The organism is Nocardiopsis sp. SBT366 (genome assembly GCF_001083815.1).
In the GTDB taxonomy this organism is placed as follows: domain Bacteria; phylum Actinomycetota; class Actinomycetes; order Streptosporangiales; family Streptosporangiaceae; genus Nocardiopsis; species Nocardiopsis prasina.
The window spans coordinates 1-24,241 of sequence record NZ_LAVM01000084.1 but is presented as its reverse complement, the minus strand read 5'-3'; the positions used below and the strand labels follow the sequence as shown (position 1 = coordinate 24,241).

23 protein-coding genes are annotated in these 24,241 nt (G+C 72.1%); 16 read left to right on the top strand and 7 right to left on the bottom strand.

The annotated features are described in order from the left end of the window. Both ADX84_RS21075 and ADX84_RS21070 read left to right on the top strand, forming a co-directional pair. The coding region (locus tag ADX84_RS21075) for a protein kinase (RefSeq protein WP_049578232.1) at positions 1-1,722 on the top strand (1,722 nt) is incomplete at its 5' end. After that, positions 1,719-3,680 carry a serine/threonine-protein kinase gene (locus ADX84_RS21070; protein WP_053107318.1) on the top strand — a complete coding sequence of 654 codons (1,962 nt, stop codon included), beginning with the start codon at positions 1,719-1,721 and terminating at the stop codon, positions 3,678-3,680. The genes ADX84_RS21075 and ADX84_RS21070, both read left to right, overlap by 4 nt. A gap of 76 nt (positions 3,681-3,756) precedes the next feature. Here ADX84_RS21070 and ADX84_RS21065 read toward each other — a convergent pair whose 3' ends face one another. After that, positions 3,757-5,946, bottom strand: coding sequence for a S9 family peptidase (locus ADX84_RS21065; RefSeq protein WP_049578212.1), 2,190 nt, complete (start codon positions 5,944-5,946; stop codon positions 3,757-3,759). Between the two features lie 131 nt (positions 5,947-6,077). Here ADX84_RS21065 and mshB point away from each other — a divergent pair, with 131 nt between their 5' ends. Both mshB and ADX84_RS21055 read left to right on the top strand, forming a co-directional pair. After that, a complete protein-coding gene (gene mshB / locus ADX84_RS21060) occupies positions 6,078-6,944 on the top strand; it encodes an N-acetyl-1-D-myo-inositol-2-amino-2-deoxy-alpha-D-glucopyranoside deacetylase (protein WP_199776659.1) in 867 nt (288 codons plus the stop codon). Positions 6,945-7,005: 61 nt separating this feature from the next. Further along, positions 7,006-7,488: a hypothetical protein gene (locus tag ADX84_RS21055; protein WP_234004113.1), complete on the top strand. Its 483-nt coding sequence runs from the start codon at positions 7,006-7,008 to the stop codon at positions 7,486-7,488. A gap of 12 nt (positions 7,489-7,500) precedes the next feature. Here ADX84_RS21055 and ADX84_RS21050 read toward each other — a convergent pair whose 3' ends face one another. The 3 genes from ADX84_RS21050 to ADX84_RS26780 all read right to left on the bottom strand — a co-directional run bounded on the left by ADX84_RS21050 (position 7,501) and on the right by ADX84_RS26780 (position 10,495). After that, positions 7,501-8,580 carry a site-2 protease family protein gene (locus ADX84_RS21050; RefSeq protein WP_049578209.1) on the bottom strand — a complete coding sequence of 360 codons (1,080 nt, stop codon included), beginning with the start codon at positions 8,578-8,580 and terminating at the stop codon, positions 7,501-7,503. Positions 8,581-8,724: 144 nt separating this feature from the next. Further along, positions 8,725-10,086 carry a hypothetical protein gene (locus ADX84_RS21045; protein WP_049578226.1) on the bottom strand — a complete coding sequence of 454 codons (1,362 nt, stop codon included), beginning with the start codon at positions 10,084-10,086 and terminating at the stop codon, positions 8,725-8,727. Between the two features lie 124 nt (positions 10,087-10,210). Continuing rightward, entirely contained in the window at positions 10,211-10,495 is a 285-nt protein-coding gene (locus ADX84_RS26780) for a hypothetical protein (protein ID WP_049578225.1), read from the bottom strand. Between the two features lie 184 nt (positions 10,496-10,679). On the opposite strand from ADX84_RS26780, the gene fdxA reads away from it, so the two are divergent. Further along, positions 10,680-11,000 (top strand): ferredoxin, encoded by a 321-nt coding sequence (gene fdxA / locus ADX84_RS21035; protein WP_014908468.1) that lies wholly within the window; start codon positions 10,680-10,682, stop codon positions 10,998-11,000. A gap of 140 nt (positions 11,001-11,140) precedes the next feature. After that, a complete protein-coding gene (gene dapC / locus ADX84_RS21030; RefSeq protein ID WP_049578207.1) occupies positions 11,141-12,247 on the top strand; it encodes a succinyldiaminopimelate transaminase in 1,107 nt (368 codons plus the stop codon). Positions 12,248-12,557: 310 nt separating this feature from the next. Here dapC and ADX84_RS21025 read toward each other — a convergent pair whose 3' ends face one another. After that, positions 12,558-13,445: a hypothetical protein gene (locus ADX84_RS21025; protein WP_049578204.1), complete on the bottom strand. Its 888-nt coding sequence runs from the start codon at positions 13,443-13,445 to the stop codon at positions 12,558-12,560. 321 nt (positions 13,446-13,766) lie between these two features. On the opposite strand from ADX84_RS21025, the gene ADX84_RS21020 reads away from it, so the two are divergent. From ADX84_RS21020 to ADX84_RS21010, 3 genes are all read left to right on the top strand, one after another. After that, complete coding sequence (locus ADX84_RS21020; RefSeq protein WP_049578202.1) at positions 13,767-14,603, top strand: 2,3,4,5-tetrahydropyridine-2,6-dicarboxylate N-succinyltransferase; 837 nt, start codon at positions 13,767-13,769, stop codon at positions 14,601-14,603. A gap of 142 nt (positions 14,604-14,745) precedes the next feature. Then, entirely contained in the window at positions 14,746-15,810 is a 1,065-nt protein-coding gene (dapE, locus tag ADX84_RS21015) for a succinyl-diaminopimelate desuccinylase (protein ID WP_049578222.1), read from the top strand. A gap of 137 nt (positions 15,811-15,947) precedes the next feature. After that, the gene (locus tag ADX84_RS21010; protein ID WP_199776658.1) at positions 15,948-16,724 is read left to right on the top strand and encodes a TIGR00730 family Rossman fold protein; all 777 of its coding nucleotides are present in this window, start codon (positions 15,948-15,950) and stop codon (positions 16,722-16,724) included. Between the two features lie 147 nt (positions 16,725-16,871). On the opposite strand, the gene ADX84_RS21005 is transcribed toward ADX84_RS21010, so the two are convergent. Continuing rightward, a complete protein-coding gene (locus tag ADX84_RS21005) occupies positions 16,872-17,288 on the bottom strand; it encodes a hypothetical protein (RefSeq protein WP_049578197.1) in 417 nt (138 codons plus the stop codon). Between the two features lie 62 nt (positions 17,289-17,350). On the opposite strand from ADX84_RS21005, the gene ADX84_RS21000 reads away from it, so the two are divergent. The 4 genes from ADX84_RS21000 (at position 17,351) to ADX84_RS20990 (ending at position 20,873) form a co-directional block, all read left to right on the top strand. Then, positions 17,351-17,989 carry a hypothetical protein gene (locus ADX84_RS21000; protein WP_049578220.1) on the top strand — a complete coding sequence of 213 codons (639 nt, stop codon included), beginning with the start codon at positions 17,351-17,353 and terminating at the stop codon, positions 17,987-17,989. A 175-nt stretch (positions 17,990-18,164) separates the two neighbouring features. Beyond that, on the top strand, positions 18,165-18,749 hold the full coding sequence (locus ADX84_RS20995; protein ID WP_049578195.1) for a hypothetical protein: 585 nt from the start codon (positions 18,165-18,167) through the stop codon (positions 18,747-18,749). 355 nt (positions 18,750-19,104) lie between these two features. Further along, positions 19,105-19,272: a DUF3117 domain-containing protein gene (locus ADX84_RS25765; protein WP_017542172.1), complete on the top strand. Its 168-nt coding sequence runs from the start codon at positions 19,105-19,107 to the stop codon at positions 19,270-19,272. Between the two features lie 110 nt (positions 19,273-19,382). Beyond that, entirely contained in the window at positions 19,383-20,873 is a 1,491-nt protein-coding gene (locus tag ADX84_RS20990) for a leucyl aminopeptidase (RefSeq protein ID WP_049578192.1), read from the top strand. A gap of 120 nt (positions 20,874-20,993) precedes the next feature. On the opposite strand, the gene ADX84_RS20985 is transcribed toward ADX84_RS20990, so the two are convergent. Beyond that, positions 20,994-21,584, bottom strand: a complete 591-nt coding sequence (locus tag ADX84_RS20985; RefSeq protein ID WP_049578190.1) for an O-methyltransferase — start codon at positions 21,582-21,584, stop codon at positions 20,994-20,996. Between the two features lie 318 nt (positions 21,585-21,902). Here ADX84_RS20985 and sigE point away from each other — a divergent pair, with 318 nt between their 5' ends. From sigE to ADX84_RS20970, 3 genes are all read left to right on the top strand, one after another. After that, positions 21,903-22,541, top strand: coding sequence for an RNA polymerase sigma factor SigE (gene sigE / locus ADX84_RS20980; RefSeq protein WP_049578218.1), 639 nt, complete (start codon positions 21,903-21,905; stop codon positions 22,539-22,541). Continuing rightward, positions 22,538-23,341 (top strand): anti-sigma factor, encoded by an 804-nt coding sequence (locus ADX84_RS20975; RefSeq protein WP_234004111.1) that lies wholly within the window; start codon positions 22,538-22,540, stop codon positions 23,339-23,341. The genes sigE and ADX84_RS20975 overlap by 4 nt, the downstream gene beginning before the upstream one ends. Further along, a partial coding sequence (locus ADX84_RS20970; protein WP_369801129.1) for a sigma-E factor regulatory protein RseB domain-containing protein occupies positions 23,338-24,241 on the top strand: 904 nt, incomplete at its 3' end. The genes ADX84_RS20975 and ADX84_RS20970, both read left to right, overlap by 4 nt.

The window sequence follows — 24,241 nt, the reverse complement described above, 5'->3', positions numbered from 1 at the left end:
CCCCCCGAACCCCCCACCGGTGTGCCGCCCCTCGACCCGGTCGACCCTCGCTACATCGGACCGTTCCGCCTGGTGGGGAGGTTGGGTGCTGGCGGCATGGGTGTGGTGTACGCGGGACTGGACGACCGGGACCGGCGGGTGGCGGTCAAGTGCGTGCACCGGGTCCTGGCCACGGACACCGACTTTCGGGAGCGCTTCACGCGCGAGGTGAAACTGGTTCGCCGGGTTCGTGCCGCGTGTGTCCCCGACTTCTTCGGCGCCGACACCGGTGCCGAAGTGCCGTGGCTGGCCACCGAGTACGTACCCGGACCGACCCTGGCCGACTTCGTGCGCACGCGTGGACCGCTTTCGGGGCAGGCGCTGGCCGAGTTCGCCCACGGGGTGGCGGAGGCGTTGACCGCTATCCACGCGGCTGGGGTGGTGCACCGGGATCTCAAACCGGGGAACGTGATCCTGGCCCCGGACGGTCCCAAGGTGCTGGACTTCGGGATCGCCCGAGCCACCGACGGCACCGCCCTGACCCGGACCGGCGGACTGGTCGGCACTCCCGGCTGGATCTCCCCGGAGCAGTATCGGGGCGCCCCGGCCACAGACCGCTCGGACGTCTTCGCGTGGGCCGGGCTCGTCGTCCACGCCGCCACCGGACGGGGCCCCTTCGGCTCGGGCACCTCCGACGTCGTCGTCTCACGCGTCCTCTCCGAACCCCCGTCCCTGCTCGGTGTCCCCGTGCACCTGCACGCGGTGTTGCACCGGGCCCTGTCCAAGGCCCCCGAGGCTCGGCCGACCGCCGCCCAACTCCAGCAGGCCGTGGCAGGGCTGCCGGGAACCGAGAGGCACGCTGACGCCGGGAGCCCGAACCGCACCTGGGCCGCCGTGTCCGTGCCCCTCACGGACCCACGGGAATGGATTCGAGGCGCCCCGCGCAAGCGGAGCTGGGCGCGACGGCACCGCACGGCCCTCACAGCGGTCTCCGGAGTCCTTGCCCTCGCCCTGGTCGTCGGGCTGGGGGTGCGCGCCCTGACCGGTGAGGACTCGTCGCTTCCCGGGGAGCCGAGTGGGCCGGGGGGCACGACGGGCGGGAGCGCGGCCACAGGGGGGACCACCTCCGCCGCAGGAGCCCCCGACGACGCCCCCGAGGAGTACCGCGATCTCTACGAGACGGGCGAAGTCGTGGTGGAACCGGCCTCTCAGGACGAGCCCGTGCTCGTCCGCCGCCTCGAACCCTCCTCAGACGGGGGAGAGCCCCTCGACCAGTTGCGAATCGACTTCAGTGAGGCCGTTTCCGGCGAGTTCGTTGACTTCAGAATGACCATAGACCTGGAGTACCTCCCCGACCACGGTTCCCTGACCGTGCACAGCAACGAGTTCCTCGGGTTGCGAGCCATCACGCCCGGCCAGGAGAACCTCGACTTCAGGACCGTGGGCAACACGGGCTTGCTCGCCGAGCTCACCCCGGACGACCCGACCGAGACCGTCCGGCTCACGTTCAGTGGCGGCGTGGCGGCCGTCTACTTCGTACCCCTGGAGACAAGGGCGCGGGCCCAGGAGTCCCTCGACTACCCGGGAGGGTTCTGCGTGCCGCGTTCGATGAGCGGGGTGTCCGAGACCAGAGAGGTCGAGACCTTCCCCGGAAGGGACTACATCGGGCCGCTCGACACCACACTGACCAACGGCGCTCCCCTGGACAACTGCGCCTACACAGAGGACTCGGAGTACCAGTGACCCCCCATCCCCATCCGCCGTTCACGAAGGACCGTCTGCCCGATGGTGTGGAGCCACCCACCGGGACCGACCCCGAACACCTCGGTGGCTACCGGGTCGTCGGCCGGATCGGCGCGGGTGGCATGGGCGCCGTCTACGCCGGCCTGGCCGGGGACGGCGCCCCCGCCGCGGTCAAGGTGGTCCACCCCCAGTTCGCGGCCAATCCCGAGTTCCGCGCTCGGTTCGCCCGGGAAGTGGACCTGGTCTCCAGGGTCCGCGCCACCTGCACACCGACGTTCTTCGCTGCGGACACCCAGGCCGCCACCCCCTGGTTGGCCACCGAGTACGTGCCTGGTCGAACCCTGCGCCAGCACGTCCGTGAGAACGGATCACTCACAGGAGGAGTGCTCACCGCGCTCGCGGTGGGTCTGGCGGAGGCTTTGACCGCGATCCACGCGGTGGGAGTGGTGCACCGGGATCTCAAACCGGGGAACGTGATCGTGGCCCCGGACGGTCCCAAGGTGCTGGACTTCGGGATCGCCCGCGCCGCAGACGGCACCGCGCTCACGGCGACCGGCGGACTGCTCGGCACCCCCGGCTGGGTGGCGCCGGAACAGTATCTGGGACAGGAGGCCAGCGAACGCTCGGACATGTTCGCTTGGGGGAGCCTGGTGCTCTTCGCCGCCACCGGCGTGAACCCCTTCGGGGCCGGTCAGCCGGATGTGCTGTCCCACCGTGTCCGCAACGAGGAACCGGATCTGTCCGTGCTCGTTGAACCCCTGGCCACCCCGGTACGCAGGGCACTGTCGAAGGACCCAGGCCAACGTCCGACCGCCGTCGAGGTCCTCTCGGAACTCACCGGCGGCTGGGCCGCGACCCGAGTGGAGCCGGTGGCGGCGGCCCACCCCACCGAGATCGTTCCCGGCCTGCTCGCCACCGAGTGGCGGGGAATCTCCGCCCCGGAGACCAGGAGGGTGCGCAGGAAGCGCTCGGGGACGTGGGTGGCGGCGGGGGCCGCCGCACTCGCCCTGGTCCTCGCCGGGGGAGTCTTCGTGTGGCCGGGCAACGGGGTGCCCTCGCTCGGCCTGCCCGGAATGGGGTTGGGGGGAGGTGCCGGGGTCACCACAGCAGGCGGCGAAGGCCGGGGGAACGCCGGGGATGCGGGTTCCGGTGGAGAGGGGGTGGACTCCGCGCTCGCGGCGGAGACGGACCCCGAGAACTGGGAGGCCGTGCTCTCCCAGGCGATCGACTCGGCCAAGGAGGTCGAGAGCTTCGAGGCCTACCAGCGCAACACCACGGCGGACGAGCATGGACAGTTCCTGGTGCACCGGTACACGAACGACCCGGAGCCGGTTCTCTACCAGGGACACCACGGTGGTCCGGCCTACCACCAGTTCCTGGCGGTCGGAGGCGATCTGATGAGCGGGGAGGGCGTGGAGCGCCTCCTGGGCCGTGCCGTGATGGATCGTCCGCCCGGTGTGCCCGATGACCCGAACCCGTACGGCCGTGACCCGGAACCCGTGAGCCCGATGGAGTACGCCGCGCAGTTCGGTTCCGGAGAGTGGACCTTCCTCTGGTACCCCTCGCTGCTTCTGGAGGTGGAGTCCGAGGCGGACGTCACCTACCAGGGGGTGACGGAGGCGGTCCAGCCGGACGCCGCCTGGAGCAGGGACCACTTCGACACCGAGCCCGCGCACGGAGCGGCCCACTACTACTCGGGCACCTTCCTGCGATGGAGCCCCTACACGGATGCCGAGGACGACGCCCCCGGCATCCGTGAGTACGTGTTCGACCTGTGGATCGGTGAGGACGGACGATTCCAACGGTTCGAGCACTACCGTGAGATCAGTGTCGACGGCACGGACACCTTCGAGGGCGCGGAGGGGTGGGAAGTCGTCGCCATCAGCTACGACGAGCCCGTGACGATCGATGTCCCCGACGAGTCCGAGGTCCTGCCCACGCCCGCACCCGCCTACTGACGGCCCCGGTGGACGCCGCGGCCCCGGCCTCGTCCTCCTCGCTCGGGGAGGACGAGGCCGGGGCCGTGACCCGGGCCTACGCGCCCTTCAGGTTCTGCTTCAGGAAGTCCACCTGCAACAGCAGCAGGTTCTCCGCCGTCACCGGGTCCGCCGGGCTGTGGGTCACGCCCGCGAGCGGCAGCACCGTGTGGGGTCGGCCCGCGGCCAGCAGCGCCTCGGACATCCGCTGCGTGTGCGCGAACACCACGTTGTCGTCGATCAGCCCGTGGATCAGCATCAGCGGTCGCTCCAGCTTGGCCGCGTCCGCCATCAGGGACGTCCTCTCGTACACCTCCGCCTGCTCGTGCGGGGTTCCCAGATAGCGCTCGGTGTAGTGCGTGTCGTACAGGGCCCAGTCGATCACCGGGGCGCCCGCCACGGCCGCGTGGAACACGTCCGGGCGGCGCAGCACGGCCAGCGCCGCCAGGTATCCGCCGAACGACCACCCGTGGATGCCCACCCGGCTCGTGTCCAGGCAGTCGAACCGCTCAGCGGCCTCCGCCAGGGCCGTCACCTGGTCCTCCAGGACCGGCTCGGCGAGATCGTGGTGGACCGCCTGCTCGTAGTCCAGCCCCAACCCCGGGGTGCCGCGACCGTCCGCGATGAGGACGGCGAAGCCCTGCTCCGCGAACCACTGCGAGGCCAGGAACGCGCCGCGCGCGTTGAGCACCCGCTGGGCGTGCGGGCCACCGTACGGGGCGACCAGCACCGGCAGCGGGTCCTCGCCCTCGCGGTACCAGGACGGCAGGACCAGCGCGGTGGGGATTCCGCGCTCCCCGGCCAGCCAGGTGTGCACGCGCACGTCCGGCAGGTCGGGGATCTCGGCGAGGCTCTCGATCTCACCGTGGGCGCGGCGGGTCTCGCGGCTGGCGTCGCGTACCACCAGGGTCCGCACCCCGGTGAAGTCCATCGAACGGTGCTGCACCACGAGGGTGTCGCCCCGCAGCCTGCCGGAGCGCACTCCGCCGTGCCCGTCGTCGGAACCTCCCGGCAGTTCCAGCGGGGCGCACGTGCCCAGCCGGGTGTCGGCCAGCCACAGCGACACGTCGCCGGGACGCCCGGCGGGGGAACCGGTGAACAGCACGCGGTCGCCGTCCACGTCCACCACGCCGCGCACGTACACGCCCTCGGCGCTGACCGCGCCCTCGCCCACGTACACCCGGCGCTCGCCCCGGGTGCCGTCGCGGCCGATCCACACCAGCTCACCCGACGCGGTGAACGCGGGCACCCCCGGCATGATCTCCACCCACACGTCGTCGCTCTCGGTACGGACGGCCGAGACCAGACCGGTGGCGGGGTCGGAGCTGAACAGGGTGAGGGTGCGCTGGTCGCGGCTCTGCGCGGTGAACACCAGCACGGGGTTGCCGTCCGGCCCGGTGGTCCACCCCACGGTGGGCAGGTACGGCAGCGCCTCACGGTCCCACTCGATCGGCGTGGGCTCGGGGAGCCCTTCGCGCCGGTACGCGGTCGCGGACGGCACGGCGAGCACCGCCAGCCGCACGTCCGGGTTGGCGGTTCCGGCCGCCGGGTACCGCAGCGGCTGCGGCTCCTGACCGGGCTGGTTCGGGTCGCCGACGAACCAGCGGTTCACCTCGGCCTCGTCCACCCGGCTGACCGCCAGCGAGTGCCCGTCCGGGGACCACCAGAAGCCGCGCACCCGGCTCATCTCCTCGGCGGAGACCAGGTCGGCCAGACCCCAGGTGACGTGCTCGCCGTCCGGCTCCACGAGGACGCGGTCCCGGTCCGGGTCGCCGTCGTCGGCGATGTCGACCACGCGGACCGCGCCCTGGTGCACGTAGGCCACCCGGTCACCCGCGGGGGCGATCCGGGGGTCGACGGCAGGGCTGGCCACCGGGAGCTCTCGCGGGGCGCCGTCGTCCCCGACGAGGTCGACGTAGAACACCCGTCCGGACAGCGTGAACACCGCGCGGGTGAAGGCGTCGTCCACCGTGTACGACACGATGCCGCCGCCGTGCTCGCGCATCCGCTCGCGGCGGGCCCGCTCCTCCGGGGGGAGGTTCTCGTCGTCGGCGCCGAGGTCCCGGGGGTCGGCGAGCAGCGACACGGTCCCGGTCTCCACTGAGTACGACCACAGGCAGGTCGCCCGGTCGGTGCCGTCACGTCCGCGCAGGAAGGTGACGCGTTCCCCGTCCGGAGAGATCTGGAACGCGCGCGGGACCCCGATCGTGAAGCGCTGGGTTCTGGCCTGTTGGCGAGGAAAACTCATACGCCGATTGTGTCCCATGGCACGGCCCGGTCGTTCCCGGACCCGCGCCCGTCGTGCGAGGTCCGCCACCTGTCTGCCCCATGGTGGCGTTTGGGAGGAGAAGCGCGCATCCGCCCGGTATTGTTCGCTGCGTGATGGACAGGCGACTGATGATGGTGCACGCGCATCCGGACGACGAGAGCATCGTCACCGGTGCCACGCTGGCGAAGTACGCGGCCGAGGGGGCCGGGGTCACCCTGGTGACCTGCACCCTGGGCGAGGAGGGCGAGGTCATCCCCGCCGGTCTGGCCCACCTGACCGCGGACCGCGAGGACACCCTGGGCGAGTACCGGATCGGGGAGCTCGACAGGGCCTGCCTGGCCCTGGGCGTGCGCGACCACCGGTTCCTCGGAGGCCCCGGCCACTACCGGGACTCCGGGATGATGGGCGGCCCCACCAACGACCACCCGAAGGCCTTCTGGGGCGCCGACGTCGAGGAGGCGGCCCGCCGTCTGGCCGAGGTCATCCGCGAGGTCCGCCCGCACGTGCTGGTCAGCTACGACGAACACGGCGGCTACGGTCACCCGGACCACGTCCAGGCCCACCGGGTCACCCGGCGAGCCTGCGCCAAGGCCAACGAGCGGGCCATGCCCGGCACTCCGTGGCAGGTCGGCAAGCTGTACGCGATCGCCCAGCCGGTGTCCCGTATCGAGGCGTCCATCGCGCGGCTCAACGAGGAGGCGGGACCGTTCACCCCGCCCAAGCAGGTGTCGGACATCGCCCGGGGCACTCCCGACGCGCTCGTCACCACACGGATCGACGCCTCCGACCACTGGGCGGCCAAGGCCCTGGCGATGCGGGCGCACGCCACCCAGATCACGGTGGACGGGGAACGGTTCGCGCTGTCCAACGACATCGCCCAGGAGATCGACGCCGTCGAGCACTTCACCCTGCTGATGGGACCGCCCCCCAGGGCCGGTGCGGACGGCTACGAGACGGACCTGTTCGCCGGACTGTGAGGCGGCGCAGTACCGGGGATCGTGCCACCTTCCCGCCCGGGAGCACCTACCCTCGTTTTCCGTGACCACTCCTGAGACTCCCGAGAACCCCGAGACGTCCCCGGCACCGCGGGGCGGCCCGCCCCCGTTCCTGTCGTCGGCGGTGACCGTGCTCTCGTTCGCGGTCCTGCTCGTCGCGGGCCTGGCCGTGGGGGTGCTCTCCGGCTTCGCGATGGGCTGGGTCTCCCACTTCTGGGACCTCGGCCTCTCCCAGCAGGTCGGGGGCGTGGCCGCGGTGGTCGCCTTCCTGGTGGCGCTGTACGCGCTGTGCCGCCTGGCCGGGTGGGGGAGCCGCCGCCAGTCCGGCGCCGTGGGCTTCGCGGTCGGCTACGTCGCGGTCATGCTGGTCATGCTCGGCTACCTGACCGGCGGGAACATCGTGTTCTCCGCGAAGCTGGTCAACTACGTCTTCCTGTTCGGCTCGATGATCGCCCTGGCCGTCGGGGTGATGCGCAGCTTCGTCCTGCCGCCGCGCCCCACCCCCGTGGTCACCCCTTCGGCGTAGCGCCGTGCGGGCCTACGCCCAGAACTGGAGCAGCAGCTTCCCGTGGAACATCATCCCCGGGATGGTCGGATTGGGCAGGAGCAGGTCGAAGAGCGCGTAGGCCGACTTCTCGAACACGTCCCGCACCACCGGCAGCCACAGGACGGCGAACACCGCGATCGAGCAGAACAGCCCGTTGAACCGGACGAACTCCGTCCAGCGGGCGCCCCTGAAGGCGGCCAGGACGTGGTACCCGTCCAACCCGGGGACCGGCAGCAGGTTCACCACCGCGCTGGTGAGGTTGGCCAGGGACAGGAAGGCGATCGAGGAGATCGCCCAGTTGGTGGTGTCCTGGCCGACCGGGACCAGGAGTGAGACGGTCAGGGCCAGCAGGGCCGACAGCACCAGGCTGGCGAGCGGACCGGCCAGCGCCACCATGACCCGGCGGCCCCGACTCGGCACGCGCTCCCAGTCCACGTAGGTGGGCGGCCCGTTCAGGCCGAACCCGCCCAGCCCCAGGTACACCACCGGCAGCACCAGGCCGCCGAAGGCCTCCCGGTAGGCGAAGGGGTTGAACCGCAGGTAGGCGCTGCCGCGCAGTGAGCGGTCCCCGGCGAGGTAGGCGGCCAGGGCGTGCGCGAACTCGTGGACGGCCACCGACACGATCCACCCGAGCAGGATCATCAGCGGCGGGAGGAGCGGGGTGACCGACGTCCCCTCGTCGGCCCAGTCCAACTCGGCGTGGGTCCAGGACAGCCAGCCCGCGAATCCGGCCAGGCCGAGGACAAGCAGGAACACCGGGCTCGGCAGGAAGTCAGCCCAGCTCTGCGGCCGCTCGGGGGCGGCCTCCTTCACTCCGGTGCCCTCGACGCCCTCGACGCCCTTGACAGCCCCCTCCCCGGCGCCCTCACGACCGTGGTCGGAGACCGCGTCGTCCGCACCCTCGTCCGCGCCGTCCGAGCGGTCGGCGCCGACCCCGGAGGCGTTCAGGGCGTCGTCGGGCATCTGGTTCCACGGGTCGGCGGCGCGCGTCCGCTCGCCGTGGTCCGCCTCGCTGTCGGGGACGTTCACGGCGTCGGGGTCCGTCGACTGCGGCGGCTCGGGCGTGGGCATGATGCTCCTGCTGGTCGCGGGTGGTTCGCGCTCCAGATTAGGCCCTGGCGCGCACCTCCTCGCAGCGGGTGCCTCACCGATCACTGCCCCGCCCTGACCTCGCCCTGAGGGGCGGCCGCTGACGGCGTCCGACGGGGTGCCGCCTCAGACCACCGCTCGGGGCGCCACCGCCGACCTGTGCAGGGAGGCCACCGCGAACGCCCGCCCCGCGGGGGTGAGCTCCCGGCGGCCGTCGCTGTCGTCCCCGGTGACCAGCCCGAGCGCCTCCAGCAGCCAACCCACCGCCATCACCATGGCGCGCACCCGGTCCGAGGCGGTCTCGGCGGCGCGGCGGTGGGCGGCGGCGTGCCGTCCGGCGGCCAGCGGAGGGTCGACCGGGCGCCACCCGGACTCGGTCAGGGTTCGCTCGGCCGCCTCCGCGTCCGAGATGCCTGGCCTGGCGTGCGATCCCAGACCCTGGGGTGAACGGCCCAGAAGCATGCCGAGCAGGGTCTCGGCGGCGGCCTGCTGGATGCCGCCGGTCCGACACAGCGTCTCCGTGGCGGCCTGCCACAACGCCTCGGGGTCCTCGCGCAGCTGCTGGCCGCGCCGGGTGAGTTCGAGCCGGCGCCCGGACCGGCGCACAGCGCGCATCGTGCGCAGCACCTGGTGCAGGGCGATGATCTGGGTGGCGTCGGTCTCGCTGCGCGGCGGTTCGGGGGTGGTGGACCAACCGAAGTCCTCACACAGCTGCCGCACCACGCCCGGGGAGATGTACCCGATCTGCGTGAGCGCGATCCCCTCCGAGGCCAGGTCCAGCATCCGTTGCAGCGGCGCCATCGCGGCCGTCGAACCGCGAGGGACGTCCGCCCCCGCGATGATCTGGCCCACCAGCGGCCACAGCCGCTGTCGGTGCGGGTGTGCCGATGAGGAGATCCACGCCCGGACCCGCTCCTCGCGGACCCGGTCCAGGTGGCTGAGCCCCCGGTGGTCGGGCTGGGTGAGGAAGGACCGCGCGAACCGCTCCTGGGCGGGTCGCCAGCCGCTCTTGCCGGGGCGGATGTCGCCCAGGGTGATCGCGAGTTCGAGGGCGGCGGCGGTCTCCCGGCGGGCGTGCATCTCCACGTCGCCCACACTGGTGCCCCAGGTGAGTTCGGGCAGGTCGGGCGGCTCCACCCCGGACTCCCACATGAGCCGCTCGTACATGGCCAGCCCCGCCGTGTGGTCGGCGTCGTACAGCGTCAGGAGGGTGGCGGTCTCGGAGGCCCGGCACACGTCCGCGTACCGGTTCAGCTTCAGGAGCTGGAAGAGGTGGCTCAGGGAACGCACCGCGAACAGTCGGTCGTCCGCGGAGTCCTGGAAGCGGATGGGCAGCTCGTACCAGCAGAAACGCTGCACCGTGTGCTGGTTGAGCCGTTGGATCTCCTGGTCGGGGGCGAGCGTGTCCAGAGCCAGTCGTGCCAGGTCGGCTGCCCGCTCGTCCCGCCGGGCCAGCTCGGCGAGTGCGGACGCGACTGCCTCCCGCATGATGGGCGCCACCTCCCCGCGTACCTCGTGCCCGGTCCGTCAGGGGGTGGGACGGCCGGGTTCGGTGCTTCGTTGTCCGCCCGGGGTCACGGTTGGGGGTTCGCCGTGCCGGGCTGAGCCTGTCCTACCCCGGAAAGTCCGAAGAATTCCAGCTTGTGGGCGCCTGGGGCCTCGGCCGCGGCCGACGCGGGGGCACCGGGGGAACGACGCGGCTCGCGACGACGTCGGTCTCGGCGACCTCCACCGTCGAGTCGTCCCTCCTGCGCAGCGTGAGCACGCCGTCGGTCCATGACTCCACCACGCCGACGATATCGGTGAAGCCTCCCTCGGCGCGGGTGATTCGCACGGAGACCCTGGAGCCCAGGTCCTCCGGCGTGATCCTGTGTACGAGCCGTCCGCCCAAGTGCAAGGTTTCCAACCCCCCGAGTGTGCGATGGGTGCTCTCCGACGCCATACTAGGAGTACGACATCTGTGCCAATCGCTTTACAGAGCCCGGACCACGGCCGACGCCCGCACGTCGGAACCGGAGCCGGTGTCCTCTGAAGGTCCCCGCCTCCCCGCGGGTTAGCGGGGGTGAGACAAGGAGTACGACGTGACCTACGTCATCGCGCAGCCCTGTGTTGATGTGCTGGACAAGGCGTGCATTGACGAGTGCCCCGTGGACTGCATCTACGAGGGTGACCGCATGCTCTACATCCACCCGGACGAGTGTGTGGACTGCGGCGCGTGCGAGCCGGTCTGCCCGGTGGAGGCCATCTACTACGAGGACGACCTGCCCGAGCAGTGGTCCGAGTTCTACAAGGCCAACGTCGACTTCTTCGACGACCTGGGCTCCCCGGGCGGCGCCTCCAAGGTCGGCAAGATCGACCGCGACCACCCGATCGTCGCCAAGCTGCCGCCGCAGGCCGAGTGAGCCGCGCGCGACCCCTTGGCGCAGAGGTCGCGTGGCCGACGTGACGTGTCGCGCCGACCCCACCCGGGGTCGGCGCGACGCTGTTGTGTGGGGCCCGACCGAGACCTGAACGGCCCGAGAACCGAATGGAGAGTGCACCGATGGGTGAACGTCGACCGGTGACCGATCGGCTTCCGACCTTCCCGTGGGACCGGCTGACGCCGTACAAGAGAACGGCCGCCGCCCACCCGGACGGGATCGTCGACCTCTCGGTCGGCACTCCCGTGGACCCGGTGCCCGCGAACCTGCGCGCGGCCCTCGCCGACGCCTCCGACTCGCCCGGCTACCCGCTGACCTGGGGCACGCCCGAGCTGCGCGCGTCCATCCAGGGCTGGTTGGAGCGCCGCCACGACGTGCGGGTCGCCGACGGCGCGGTCCTGCCCACGGTCGGCTCCAAGGAACTGGTGGCCTGGCTGCCCACGTTGCTCGGCCTGGGCTCCGGTGACACGGTCGTCCTCCCCGAGCTGGCGTACCCGACCTACGACGCGGGTGTGCGCATCGCCGGGGCCACCCCGGTCGCCTCGGACAGCCTCACCGCCCTCGGCCCGGCCGAGGTCAAGCTGCTGTGGGTCAATTCGCCCGCCAACCCCACCGGTCGCGTTCTCGGCGCCGACCACCTGCGCAAGGTGGTCGAGTGGGCTCGCGAGCGGGGCACGATCGTCGCCTCCGATGAGTGCTACCTGGACCTCGGCTGGGACGCCGAGCCGGTCTCGATCCTGCACCCGGACGTGTGCGGCGGCTCCCACGAGAACCTCCTCGCGGTCCACTCGCTGTCCAAGCGCTCCAACCTCGCGGGGTACCGCGGCGCCTTCGTCGCGGGCGACCCCGACCTGGTCGCCGAACTCCTCTCCGTGCGCAAGCACGCGGGCATGATCGTCCCCGCCCCGGTGCAGGCGGCCATGAGGGCGGCCCTGGACGACGACGCGCACGCCGCCGAGCAGAAGGAGCGCTACCGGGCCCGCCGCACGCGCCTCCGCGCGGCCTTCGAGGACGCCGGGTGGAGCGTCGAGCACTCGAACGCGGGTCTGTACCTGTGGGCCAGCCACCCCGACCACGACTCCTGGGGCGCGGTCCGGACGCTGGCCGATCGCGGCGTGCTGGTGGCGCCCGGTGCCTTCTACGGGCCGACCGGCGAGCGCCACGTCCGGGTGGCCTTCACCGCCACCGACGAGCGGGTGGAGGCGGCGGCCAAGCGTCTGGCCGAGTGAGCGTCGGCGGTGTGGTCCGGAGGCGACCGCCCCGGACCACACCGCCGCGTCGAGTCCGTGTCGGGTCACGACCGGTACCGCAGGACCACCCGGTGTCTTCGCGGTCGCCGTTCAACGAGAGCGGTTGGGCTTGGAGTGGCTCGGGGACCGGTGTACCGCGCTCGCCCAGTGCCCTCGCGGCAGTTGTCCGACCGGGCCGGGACCGGCGTACCGCGCGCCGATCGAGTGCCCTCGCGTGGCCGTTTCGAGCAGGCCGGATGGGCTCGGACCGGGCCCGTGCCTCCCACGGGACCGCTCCGCACCGGCCCTCCTACCTCAGGACGACACGGCCGCCCGTGTCTTGGCTCGCGTCCTCGATCTCCGTCCAGTCCTGCGCACCGTCCATGCCGTCCGAGGCCCGCCACCGCTGGTCCCCGTACGACACCGACGTGATCCCGTACTCCTCGGCGTGCACGACGGCCCACAGGGACATCGCCCACCCCAGGTCACCGGTCTGCCCCTCGCCGCCCTCCGGAACGGGGAGCTCCGCCGGGTCGGTACCGAACACCCGGGCCATCTCGTCCTCGGCCGCGGCGACGTCGGCGTCCCCCGCCCGCATCGAGTCCAGGGTCTCCTCGTCGAACCAGCAGGTCACCGTGGCCCCAAGGGCTCCGGTGAGGGAATCGGCCATGTCCGCGGACAGGTCCTCGTGCTGGTCGTAGGCGAACCCGTGCGCGCTGCGCTGCACCCGCTGGGCGGCCTCGTAGACGGGCAGGTCCTCCCACCCGTTCACCTCCACCAGCTCGTCGTAGAACGACTGGCTCGAGAACACCGGGTCCAGGATCTCCTCCGGGTCGCCCCACTCCTGTGACGGCCGCTGCTGGAACAGGCCCAGTGAGTCCCGGTCCCCGTACTCCACGTTGTAGAACGTGGACTCCTGCCACACCGTCGCGAACGCCACCGTGACCGCCTCCTCGGGCAGGTCACGGCTGAAGGCCACGCCGCCCACGGTCGCCGCGTTCATGGCCTGGGTGATCTCCATGTCGTAGCGTCCCTCGGCGAGTGCCAGACGGCATCCCGGCTCGGGCCGTTCACGCGTGTCCAGCGGCTCGAAGTTGGTCATCACGTAGTAGCCCCCGGCCACGAACAGTCCGCAGACGAAGGTGAGGATGAGGAGGATCTTGGCGAACGCGGAGAACGTCCTGCGTTTACTGGGCACGGGCGAACCAAGGGTCGGCGACGGGTGGAGCCCACCGGTCGCGGACCCGAGGGAAGGGCCGAGGCGGTGTGCTGGGCGCGCCGGGCACCTGTCGGAGGCGGGCCCCGGACGGGCCTCGGCGAAATTGTAGTCGGCACCGGGAACAGTCCACGGGAACTCTCGCGGGACATGTGTTCCGTTCTCGCGGCCCCCGGCCCGCTCCTCCCGCGCCGCTCACCCGACCAGTCCGCCCGGGGGCCGTGGGACGAGTGGCCAAGGGCTCATCCCGAGCGGGCGGGGCGCAGACCACCCACCCCGGACGAGCGGCTAACGTGGGTTCACATGACCAGCTCGTACACCAGTCCGCTGCCCGACCAGATCGACGAACTCTGGGAGCGGCGCTCCGAACTGACCCCCGACCACTCCGAGGCGCGCCGCGTCATCACCGGCGCCATCGACCTGATCGACGAGGGCAAGGCCCGCGTGGCCTTCGTCGACCCCGCCACGGACGACGTGGTCGTCGACGAGCGCGCCAAGCGCTCCATCCTCCTCGGCTTCAAGGTCCTGGACATGAAGGAGTCGCACGTCGGCGACTTCTACCACCACGACCGCATGCCGCTGAAGACCCGCTTCGACGGTGTCCGCGTCGTCGCGGGCGCGATCGCCCGCTGGGGTTCCTTCCTCGCCCCCGGCGTCGTGCTCATGCCGTCGTTCACCAACATCGGCGCCTACGTCGGCTCCGGCACCATGGTCGACACCTGGGCCACGGTCGGCTCCTGCGCGCAGATCGGTGAGAACGTCCACCTCTCCGGCGGCGTGGGCGTCGGCGGCGTCCTGGAGCCCCCGCAGGCCTCCCCGGTGATCATCGAGGACGACGCCTTCCTGGGCTCGCGCAGCATGGTCGTCGAGGGCGCCCGCGTGCGCAAGGGCGCCAAGCTCGGAGCGGGCACCATCCTCACCTCCTCCACGCGCGTCTTCGACGCCGAGACGGGCGAGGAACTGGCCCGGGGCGAGGCCCCGGCCTGGTCGGTGTGCGTCACCTCCAGCCGGACCAAGAGCTTCCCCGGCGGCGAGTTCGGCATGCCGGTCCTGCTGGTGCTCAAGCGTCTGGAGGAGGGCCAGGAGCACGACAAGCTCGCCCTGAACGACCTCCTGCGCGAGCACGGCGTCAACGCCTAGGAGCCCGCGCCGGGGCACGCGTCCCCGCGCCCGCGCACCGACGTTCGGGGCGTCCTCCCTTCCGGGGAGGGCGCCCCGCCGTTGTTCTAGGGTGGCCATGCGCGCGACCCACCCACTCACCTCACCGAAACGGGGCGACACCATGCTGGACCTGACCTCGGACGTGGCGGACCTGACCGCCGCCCTCGTGGACATCCGTTCCGAGAGCGGGGACGAGAGGGTCCTCGCCGACGCGGTCGAGAACGCCCTGTCCGCCCTGGCCCACCTCACCGTGACCCGGGACGGCGACGCCGTCGTGGCCCGCACTGACCTGGGCCGGGACCGCCGCGTCGTGGTCGCCGGGCACCTCGACACCGTGCCGATCGTGGACAACGTCCCCTCGCACGTGGACGGCGACCGCCTCTACGGCTGCGGCACCACCGACATGAAGTCCGGTGTGGCCGTCCAGCTCAAGCTGGCCGCGCTGGTTACCGAGCCGGTCCACGACGTCACCTACGTCTTCTACGACAACGAGGAGGTTGACGCCGTCCGCAACGGCCTCCTCCGACTCAGCCGGAACCACCCGGAGTGGCTGGCCGGAGACTTCGCGATCCTCATGGAGCCCACTGACGGGGTCATCGAGGGCGGCTGCCAGGGCACCATGCGCGTCGACGTCGCCGCCTACGGCAAGCGGGCGCACAGCGCGCGTTCCTGGAAGGGCGAGAACGCCATCCACAAGGCGGGCGCGATCCTGGACGTGCTGCGCGCCTACACCCCCCGCCAGCCCGAGGTGGAGGGCCTGACCTTCCACGAGGGCCTGAACGCGGTGTTCGTCGAGGGCGGCGTGGCCGGGAACGTCATCCCGGACGAGTGCGTGGTCCGGGTGAACTACCGGTACGCCCCGGACCGCTCCCCGGCGGACGCCGAGGCCCACCTGCGCGAGGTGTTCGCGGGCTTCGACGTGACGGTCACCGACTCCTCCGCCCCGGCCCGCCCCGGCCTGGACGACCCCTCGGCCGCGGCCTTCGTCACCGCCGTCGGCGAGGGACAGGCCCGTGCCAAGCTGGGCTGGACCGACGTCTCCCGCTTCTCCGAGCTCGGCGTGCCCGCGGTCAACTACGGCCCCGGCGACCCGATGCTCGCCCACACGCGCGACGAGTACGCCAGCGTTCCGCAGATCCGCGAGGCCGAGGAGCGCATGGTCGCCTGGCTCACCGGCCGGCGCTGACCCCTCCGCCCCACAAGCCCCGAAGCCGCCCACCAGGCGCTCCCGCACTGGTGGGCGGCCTCGTGTCCGCTACCGGTCACCGGACCGACACGCGTCGTTCGGGTGTGGGCTGGCCACGGATGGATAGCTTTACGGGCATGACGGAAGAAGAGAACGTGAGGCGTGCCGGACCGCTCACCTACCGCGGCCGCGCGATCCCCGACACCACCACCGACCAGAGGCTCCTCGACAGGCGCGGCCCCGCCGACTGGGTGCACACCGACCCCTGGCGCGTGCTGCGCATCCAGTCGGAGTTCGTGGAGGGCTTCGGCCTGTTGTCCGAACTCCCCTCCGCCGTGAGCGTCTTCGGCTCGGCGCGGATCCAGCCCGGGACCGAGTTCTACGAGCTCGGGGTCGAGGTCGGGGCCAAGCTCGCCCAGGCCGGGTACGCCACGATCACCGGCGGCGGCCCCGGCATGATGGAGGCGGCCAACAAGGGCGCCCAGCGGGCGGGCGGGCTCTCCGTGGGCCTGGGCATCGAGCTCCCCTTCGAGCAGTCGCTCAACCCCTACATCGACATGGGGATGACCTTCCGGTACTTCTTCGTCCGCAAGACGATGTTCGTGAAGTACTCGCAGGCCTTCGTGGTGCTGCCCGGCGGGTTCGGGACGCTCGACGAGCTGTTCGAGGCGATCACCCTCGTCCAGACCAAGAAGATCACCCGGTTCCCCGTGGTGCTGGTCGGCACGGAGTTCTGGGGCGGTCTGCGCGGCTGGGTGGAGGACAGCCTGCTCAAGCACGGACTGATCAGGGACAAGGACATGGAGCTCCTGTACGTGACCGACGACCCGGACGAGGCCGTGCGGATCGTCCAGCACGCGCACCTGTACCTGGAGAACAAGTTCGAACGCGGTGAGGCGGGCCCCGCGAGCTAGACCGCCGCGCCGGGGCGCTCCGGGGGCTCGCCCCGCTTCCCGCTGGGGGCATCCCCTGGGCGGTGGCCAGCTTGAGGACGGGGCCACAGGTGCGGCGGGTTCCCTCCGACCGCGGACCGGTCTCGGACCGGTGCTCCCGGGGTCCGGTCAGGCGAGACCCCTGCGCACCGCCGCGGGTGGACGCTCGCCGCGCACCGAGGCGACCATGTCCAGGGCCTGCCGGACCCGCTCCGGGTGGTCGGTCACGAACACGCGTGCGCCCGCCCAGGCGTAGACGGTCGCCAGGGCCACCTCCTCGGCCGCCGCGACCGGGACCGCACCCGCGATCCCGGGCGGTGCCGGTGGCAGGTCCGTGCGTGGCTCCTCGCCGTCCGGTCGCGTGCAGTGGACCAGGACCGCGTGCCCCTCCGCGATGAGCGCCGCGACCCGGGCGGCGGACGGCCGGTGACCGGCGTCCACCGTCCAGGGGGCGCCGCCCGCGCCGCCGGTGGGGGCTGCGGGGACCCCCGTCACCGCGCCGGGTGCGGTCTGCGGAGTCAGGACTCGGAAGGGTGCGTTCGACACCCGCCGAGTCTCCCATGCCCGACGTTCCCTGGGGGGTACGGCGGTGTGGCACGATCGGTCCCGTGCCTTTCTTCATCTTGATCCTGGTCGCCGCCGCCGCGCTCGCCGTCCTCGTGGGCGTGGTCTTCGTCGTGCTCGGCAAGGGCGGGCAGCTCGCCCGGTTCGAGGCCGACTTCCCCCCGCTGGACCTGCCCGAGGGACGCCCGGTGGGCTCCCGTGACCTGGCCGGTCTCCTCGTCCCCCTGTCCATGTGGGGGTACCACGTGCGCGCGGTCGACGAACTGCTGGTGCGGCTCACCTCCACGCTCCGCGAGCGTGAGGAGCGGATCGAGGACCTGGAGTGGCGGCTGGCCCGTCTGGACCCGTCCTACGTTCCCCGGGGCACCGGGCCGAGTCCGGGCGCCTACCTGCCGGGCCAGGACGAACTCGACGGGTACACGGACACGGACAGGGACCCGATCGAGAGGGTGACCCTCGTCGCGGCGCCCGCCGAGACGGCCGAGGCCGCGAGCGACCCCCGCGCCAGCGACACACGCGTGACGGACACCCGCGTGGACGAGGCGCCCTCGGACCCCGCGTCGGAGTCCGTCCCGGGTTCCACCCCCGCATCGACCCCCGAAACCTCCCCCGATTCAGTGACCGAAACCGCACCCGAGGCCGACGACGCCTCGGTCGGCGGGCGAGGCGACGACCGAGGCTGAGCCCACCTGGACGCCCGGCGGGGCCCCGGCGCGCCCGGGCCGCCTATGCCGTGCATCACATCCGTCTTGTCGTTCTTGGTCGGATGTGGTGGGTTCGGGTGATCTATTCTCGGTCGCTGTACATGCGTACCCCCTGCTCCGCCGGAGCGGGCGGACCGTCGTGAGGATGGCGAGGATGGACACAGCACCCGAACTCCGGGCGGGCTCCGAGGACGGACCCGGGAACTCCGCGACCCCGGTGCGCCAGATGTCCCTCTGGCCGCCGCCCCGTTCGACCAGGCACACGGGCAGGCGCCGCCGCCAGTTCGCCAGGACGGCCGTGACCCTGGCCGCGCTCCTCCTGATTGGCGGCGGGGGCTTCGTGGCCTGGTCCCACCTTGACGGCGCCCGCGAGGACACCGTCACCACCATGTCCGACCCCGAGGAGTTCGTGGGGGCCTGGTCGGGGCGTATGAGCCAGGTCGACACGGACGGACGGCCCGTCGCCGAGTGGGACGCCGAGGTGAGGATCGAGGAGGGCGCCGAGCGCGGCAGCACCGCCTGGACCACCTTCTCCTGCTCCGGAACCCTGGAGCTGTCGGCACGGGACGGCGACCGGCTCGTGTACGCCTACACCGAGACCTCGGACCCCGACGACCGCTGCGTCGACGAGTCGGAGCTGACCCTCTGGCCCGCCTCCGAGGGCGGCCGCCTCAACGCCGAGTGGTCCTCCGTCACCCGGGAGGGGACGCGGATGCTCTCCACCGGCCTGCTGGACTGACGGGTCCGGGCGGAGTCCGGACGGACCCGCGCCGAGGCCCCGAACGCCCGGCGTGGAGGCGGCTCGGCCGCTCGCGCACCGCGCGGGTTTCGGTCGAGACCGATATAACCTTACTGACCAACGATTCCTCGCCGGTGGGCACTCACGGAGGTGCCCCGGCTGTCGCCTGGCGCACACCCGGGGGTCAACCTCCGAGATAATGGTCGAAGAGTGATTCCCGCCCCCAAGCCACACGGGCGCGAGTCACACGGAACCGGCCGACGGCTCCGGAGCCGGGACACGTCCCTGCGGATCGGCGTCGGTGCTGTGGGTCGGCCCCGGCCACCTGCGAGGAACACCTAGAAAGGGGAATGGCATGGCGGCGATGAAGCCGAGGACCAGCGACGGGCCGATGGAGGTCACCAAGGAGGGTCGCGGCATCATCATGCGGGTCCCGCTTGAGGGCGGCGGCCGTCTGGTCGTGGAGCTCACGCCGGACGAGGCGACGGAGCTCCGGGACGCGCTTCGGGGTGTCGTCGGCTGACCGGACAAGAATCGTCCCCCACCTGGGCCGGAACGCCCTGATGACCCCCGAGGTTCCACAACTCCCACCTGCGTGAACCTCCCCACAGAGTGAACGATTGTGAGCGGCCTGTGCCATTCGCCACGGAGATCCACCCCGTACCGGGGACCCTCGCCGAATCCACCGCGGACCTGCTGGTCCTCCCCGTACTCGCGGGCGAGGAAGGCCCCGAGGCGGTCGAAGGGGTCACCGACGGTGGACTGACACAGGTCCTTCCCTCGCCGCTCGCGGACCTGTTCGCGCACTACGCGTTCACCGGCAAGCCCGGTGAGCTCTCCCAGTTCCCGGTGTCCCGGGACGGGGGCCTGGTTCGCCTGGCCCTTCTCGGAGTCGGATCGGGTGGCCCCGCCGACCTCCGGAAGGCCGGCGCCGCCCTCTCCCGGGCCGCACGGGGCAACGAGCGCGTCGCCCTGGCCTGGCCCGGCGCCGACGGCGAGGCCGCCACGGCCTTCGCCGAGGGTGCCCTGCTCGCCTCCTACACCTTCACGTACAAGACCGCCGAACCCCCGAGGTCCCAGCGCCCCGCGCCGGTGATCGACGTGGTCGGAGACGTCGCCGCCCTCGACGGGCCCCTGGCCCTGGGCACCACCCTGGCCACGGCGACGGCCCTGGCCCGGGACCTGATCAACACCCCCTCGTTGACCAAGGACCCGGAGTGGATGGCCACCCGTGCGCGCGAGACGGCCGACGGGTCCGGGCTCGGGGTGCGGGTGTGGGACGAGAAGGACCTGGGGGACGAGGGGTTCGGCGCCATCCTCGGTGTCGGCCAGGGCTCCTCCCGGCCGCCCCGGCTGGTCCAGCTGTCCTACACGCCGGAGAACCCCACCGAGCACGTGGTGCTGGTCGGCAAGGGCATCACGTTCGACACCGGCGGGCTCTCGCTCAAGCCCAACGACAACATGAAGCTCATGAAGACCGACATGAGCGGCGCGGCAATCGTGCTGGCCGTCCTGTCGGCGCTGGCGTCCGTGGGCGCGGGCGTCCGGGTCACCGGTCTGCTCGCCCTGGCGGAGAACGCCTTCTCGGGTGACGCCACCCGCATCGGCGACGTGCTGACCACCTACACCGGCCGGACCGTCGAGGTGCTCAACTCCGACGCCGAGGGCCGTCTGGTCCTGGCCGACGCCATGGGCTACGCCAGCACCAACCTCGAGCCGGACGTGCTGGTGGACGTCGCCACCCTGACCGGGGCCGCCAAGCTGGCGCTGGGCACCGGTATCGGGGCGCTGTACAGCACCGACGACACGGTCGCCGCGCAGATCGAGGCCGCTGGCAGTGAGTCGGGCGAGCCGCTGTGGCGGATGCCGCTCACCGAGGACTACGTTCCCACCACCGGTTCCCGGGTGGCGGACCTGGCCAACATCGGCACCCGGGGCGGTGACTTCGGCCCGGCCGGGGCCACCGACGCCGCCCTGTTCCTGCGCGAGTTCACCGGCGGTCTGCCCTGGGCCCACCTGGACATCGCCGGTCCGGGCCGGTCCATGCAGGAGAGCGGCCTGCTCACCAAGGGCGGCACGGCCTTCGCCACCCGCACCCTGCTCCGCTGGCTCGCCGCCAGGTAGTGACCCGGCCGGTACGGAACCGGCCACGGGCCCGGGCGGAACACACCCTCCGTCCGGGCCCGACGCGCGTGCGCGCACGACCGATCGCTCGGACCAGGCCCCTCCTGCCACGGTCCGCCCCTAGGGGCGGATGGCGGCGAGCAGTCCCTCGCCGACCGGCACCAGCAGGGGGATGAACGTCTCGTCCTCGCGCATCCGCTGCATCACCTCGCGCACCGCGGTCTCCCCGGGGTCGGGGACCCGCAGCGGGCTGTCCGGCTCGGCGGGGGCCGTCAGCACGTTGTTGAACACCAGCACCCCGCCCGGGCGCAACAGCCGCAGCGCCTCCTCCAGGTACGCGGGGTAGGAGGCCTGGTCGGCGTCGACCGACACCATGTCGTACCCGCCGTCGGTCAGCCGCGGCAGCACGTCCAGCGCCGTCCCCCGGATCAGTCGGGCCCGGCCCGCGCCGAACCCCGAGCGGGAGAAGGCCGAGCGCGCGTAGTCCTGGTAGGCGGCGTTGACGTCCACGGTCGTCAGGATGCCCTCCCGGGCCATACCCCGCAGCAGCCAGATCCCCGACGTCCCGCAGCCCGTGCCGATCTCCACCACCGAACGGGCGCCGATGGCGGCGGTGAGGAACCGCAGCGCGGCCCCCGTCGCCGCGTCCACGGGCGAGGCCGAGGCCCGCACGCCCGCGTCGTAGGCGTCCGCCAGAGGTCCGTCCCCCATGGCGGACTCCTCGAACCGAGCCTGCTCGGTCCGGACCCACGCGGTCCGGGCGACGCTCTCTTCTGCGCTGATGACGGCCTCCCAAGCACTGCTGAATGTCGTGGCCAGGCGCTCTGACCGGGGGATCGTCACCCACCGTAGAATGGTGGTCGCGGCCAGGTATGTCCCTGGGCAAAAGACTAGCCTGAACCGGCCGGAACTCCGAGTGTGGCGGCGGGAACTTAATCGGCTCCCTCCGGCGTTGAATCGGGATGAACGCACGTTGATCGCCACGAAGTGAACACCCCCTACCTGTCCTCGCGTGGTGGACTCAGCGGGATGAAGGGAGCAGCGGTGCCAGAGACCGGCCCTGCCGTCGAGTTCGAGGCATGGGAACCCCCGAGCTGGGAAGAGGTCGTGCGCGTCCACTCGCCGCGCGTCTACCGGCTGGCCTATCGCCTCACCGGGAACAAGCACGACGCCGAGGACCTCACCCAGGAGGTCTTCATCCGTGTGTTCCGCTCCCTCGCCAACTACACCCCCGGCACCTTCGAGGGGTGGCTGCACCGCATCACCACCAACCTCTTCCTGGACATGGCCCGGCGCAAGGCCCGCATCCGGTTCGAGGGGCTGGCCGACAACGCCGACGAGCGCCTGGAGGGCCGCGAGCCCTCACCGGCGCAGCGATACGACGACCGGCACTTCGACGCCGACGTCCAGAGCGCACTGGACGCCCTGCCTGCCGAGTTCCGCGCCCCCGTCGTGCTCTGTGACATCGAGGGGCTCTCCTACGAGGAGATCGCGGCCACGCTCGACGTCAAGCTGGGCACTGTACGCAGCCGGATCCACCGGGGCCGCGCCCAGCTGCGCCGCGCCCTGGAGCACCGCAGGTCCCTGGCGGCCGCGAACGGGGCCCAGGGGGGCACCGAGGGGTCCGACGGCGCCACTGCCAACGTGATGCACGGGGAGGCGGAATGAGCATGGACCACCTCGGGGAGCGCCTCTCGGCGCTCATCGACGGGGAGCTGGGCGCCGCCGACCACGAGCGCGCCCTCATCCACCTGGCCAAGTGCGAGTCGTGCCGTTTCGAGGCCGACATGATGCGCAGACTCAAGCGCAGGCTCACCGGGCTCGGCGAACCCGAACCCGACATCGACTTCATGGGGCGCCTGTTGTCCCAGCCGGGCCTGGGCCGTCCCGGCGGCCCTGGCACGGGATCACGTGATCGGGGTGATCGCGGCCCCCTGGACCCGCCGCCGACCGGCCCTTTCGGGTCCAGCCCCCCGCTGGGGCACTCCCGTCCCCTGGGTGGCTTTCCCACGGGCGGGCCCCTGATGGCGGGCGCGGGCCGACCGGCCTACCCGAGCGAACCGCTGCACCGGGGCGAGCGATCGCGCACCGCTCCGGAGACCGCGTCGCCCGCCCAGCAGAGGACCCAACCGCGCACCCAGCCGGAGCGGTACGTCCCGCCCAGACCCGAACCCCGGGGCGGCGACCGGTTCTCCGGCCTGCTGCCGCACTTCTCCGGCGGACGCTACGCGGTCGCGGGGCTGGCGGTGGCGACGGCGCTCCTGGGGAGCGCGTTCGTCGCGGGCGGTGAGGGTGAGGACACCCCTGTGGTGGAGCCCCACCTGGCCGACTTCGCGGTCGAGCACGCCGTGACCAGCCGCCAGATACCGGTGGTGGAGCCGCTGCCCGCGGAACAGCCGCCGTTCGAGCCCCTGCCCGTCGCGGCCGAGGGGCAGCCGCCCTCGACCTCGACAGAAACGACCCGGTGAGGTCTGGCGGACCCTCTTCCGGACCGAACTCCGCTCCCGCCTCCGTCGCCGCCGCGCTGATGTGCGCCCTCGTGCTCACCGGTGCGGTGCACCCGGACGCCACCTCGGTCCCGGCCGAGGGTGAGGACGACGGCATGGCGGTGCTGCACCGCGCCTCCGACGCTCACGGCAGGGTGGCCTACACCGGCGTGCGTGAGGTGCGCGGGCCCGAGGGCGAGGACCGGGACGGGGTGGACCTTCACGTGGTCAACCGGCCGAGCTCCGGACTGGCCATGTCCCCGCTGGGGGAGGAGGACGAGGAGTCGGCCTTCGTCGTGCTGGCCTCGTCCGCCCTGGAGTCCCTCGACGAACGCCTGCTGGTCGTGCTCGAGGACACCTACCAGGTGGTGGACGCGGGTCGGGAGCGCCTCGACGGCCGACCGGCCCATCTCGTGGAGGCGCTGCGCGCTGACTCCACCGTGGCCGGTCGGTTCTGGGTGGACACCGAGACCCACCTCCTCCTGGGGCACGCGGTGTACGACCGCTCCGGGGCGGAGGCCTTCAGCAGCCACCTCACCGACCTCAGCCTGGGGGAGGGCGCCTGGCCGGACGAGGCACCCGGGGACTCTCCCTGGGGCGACGCCCTCGACGGCGGGGAACGGCGTGAGCTGCGTGAGGCGGGCTGGACGCTGCCCGAACACCTCACCTGGGACCTCAGGCTGGTCGACACCCGCTCCAAACGCTACGGGGAACGGCGGGTCGTGCACGCCGTCTACTCGGACGGACTCTCCCAGGTCTCGGTCTTCGTCCAGCGTGGCAAGCTGGGAACGGAACATCCCTCCACACTTGGTAACGGATACACCGGAACCGGAACGGGGGGTGGTGGCGTCACAACAGGGCACGACACGATCTTCGGCGGGG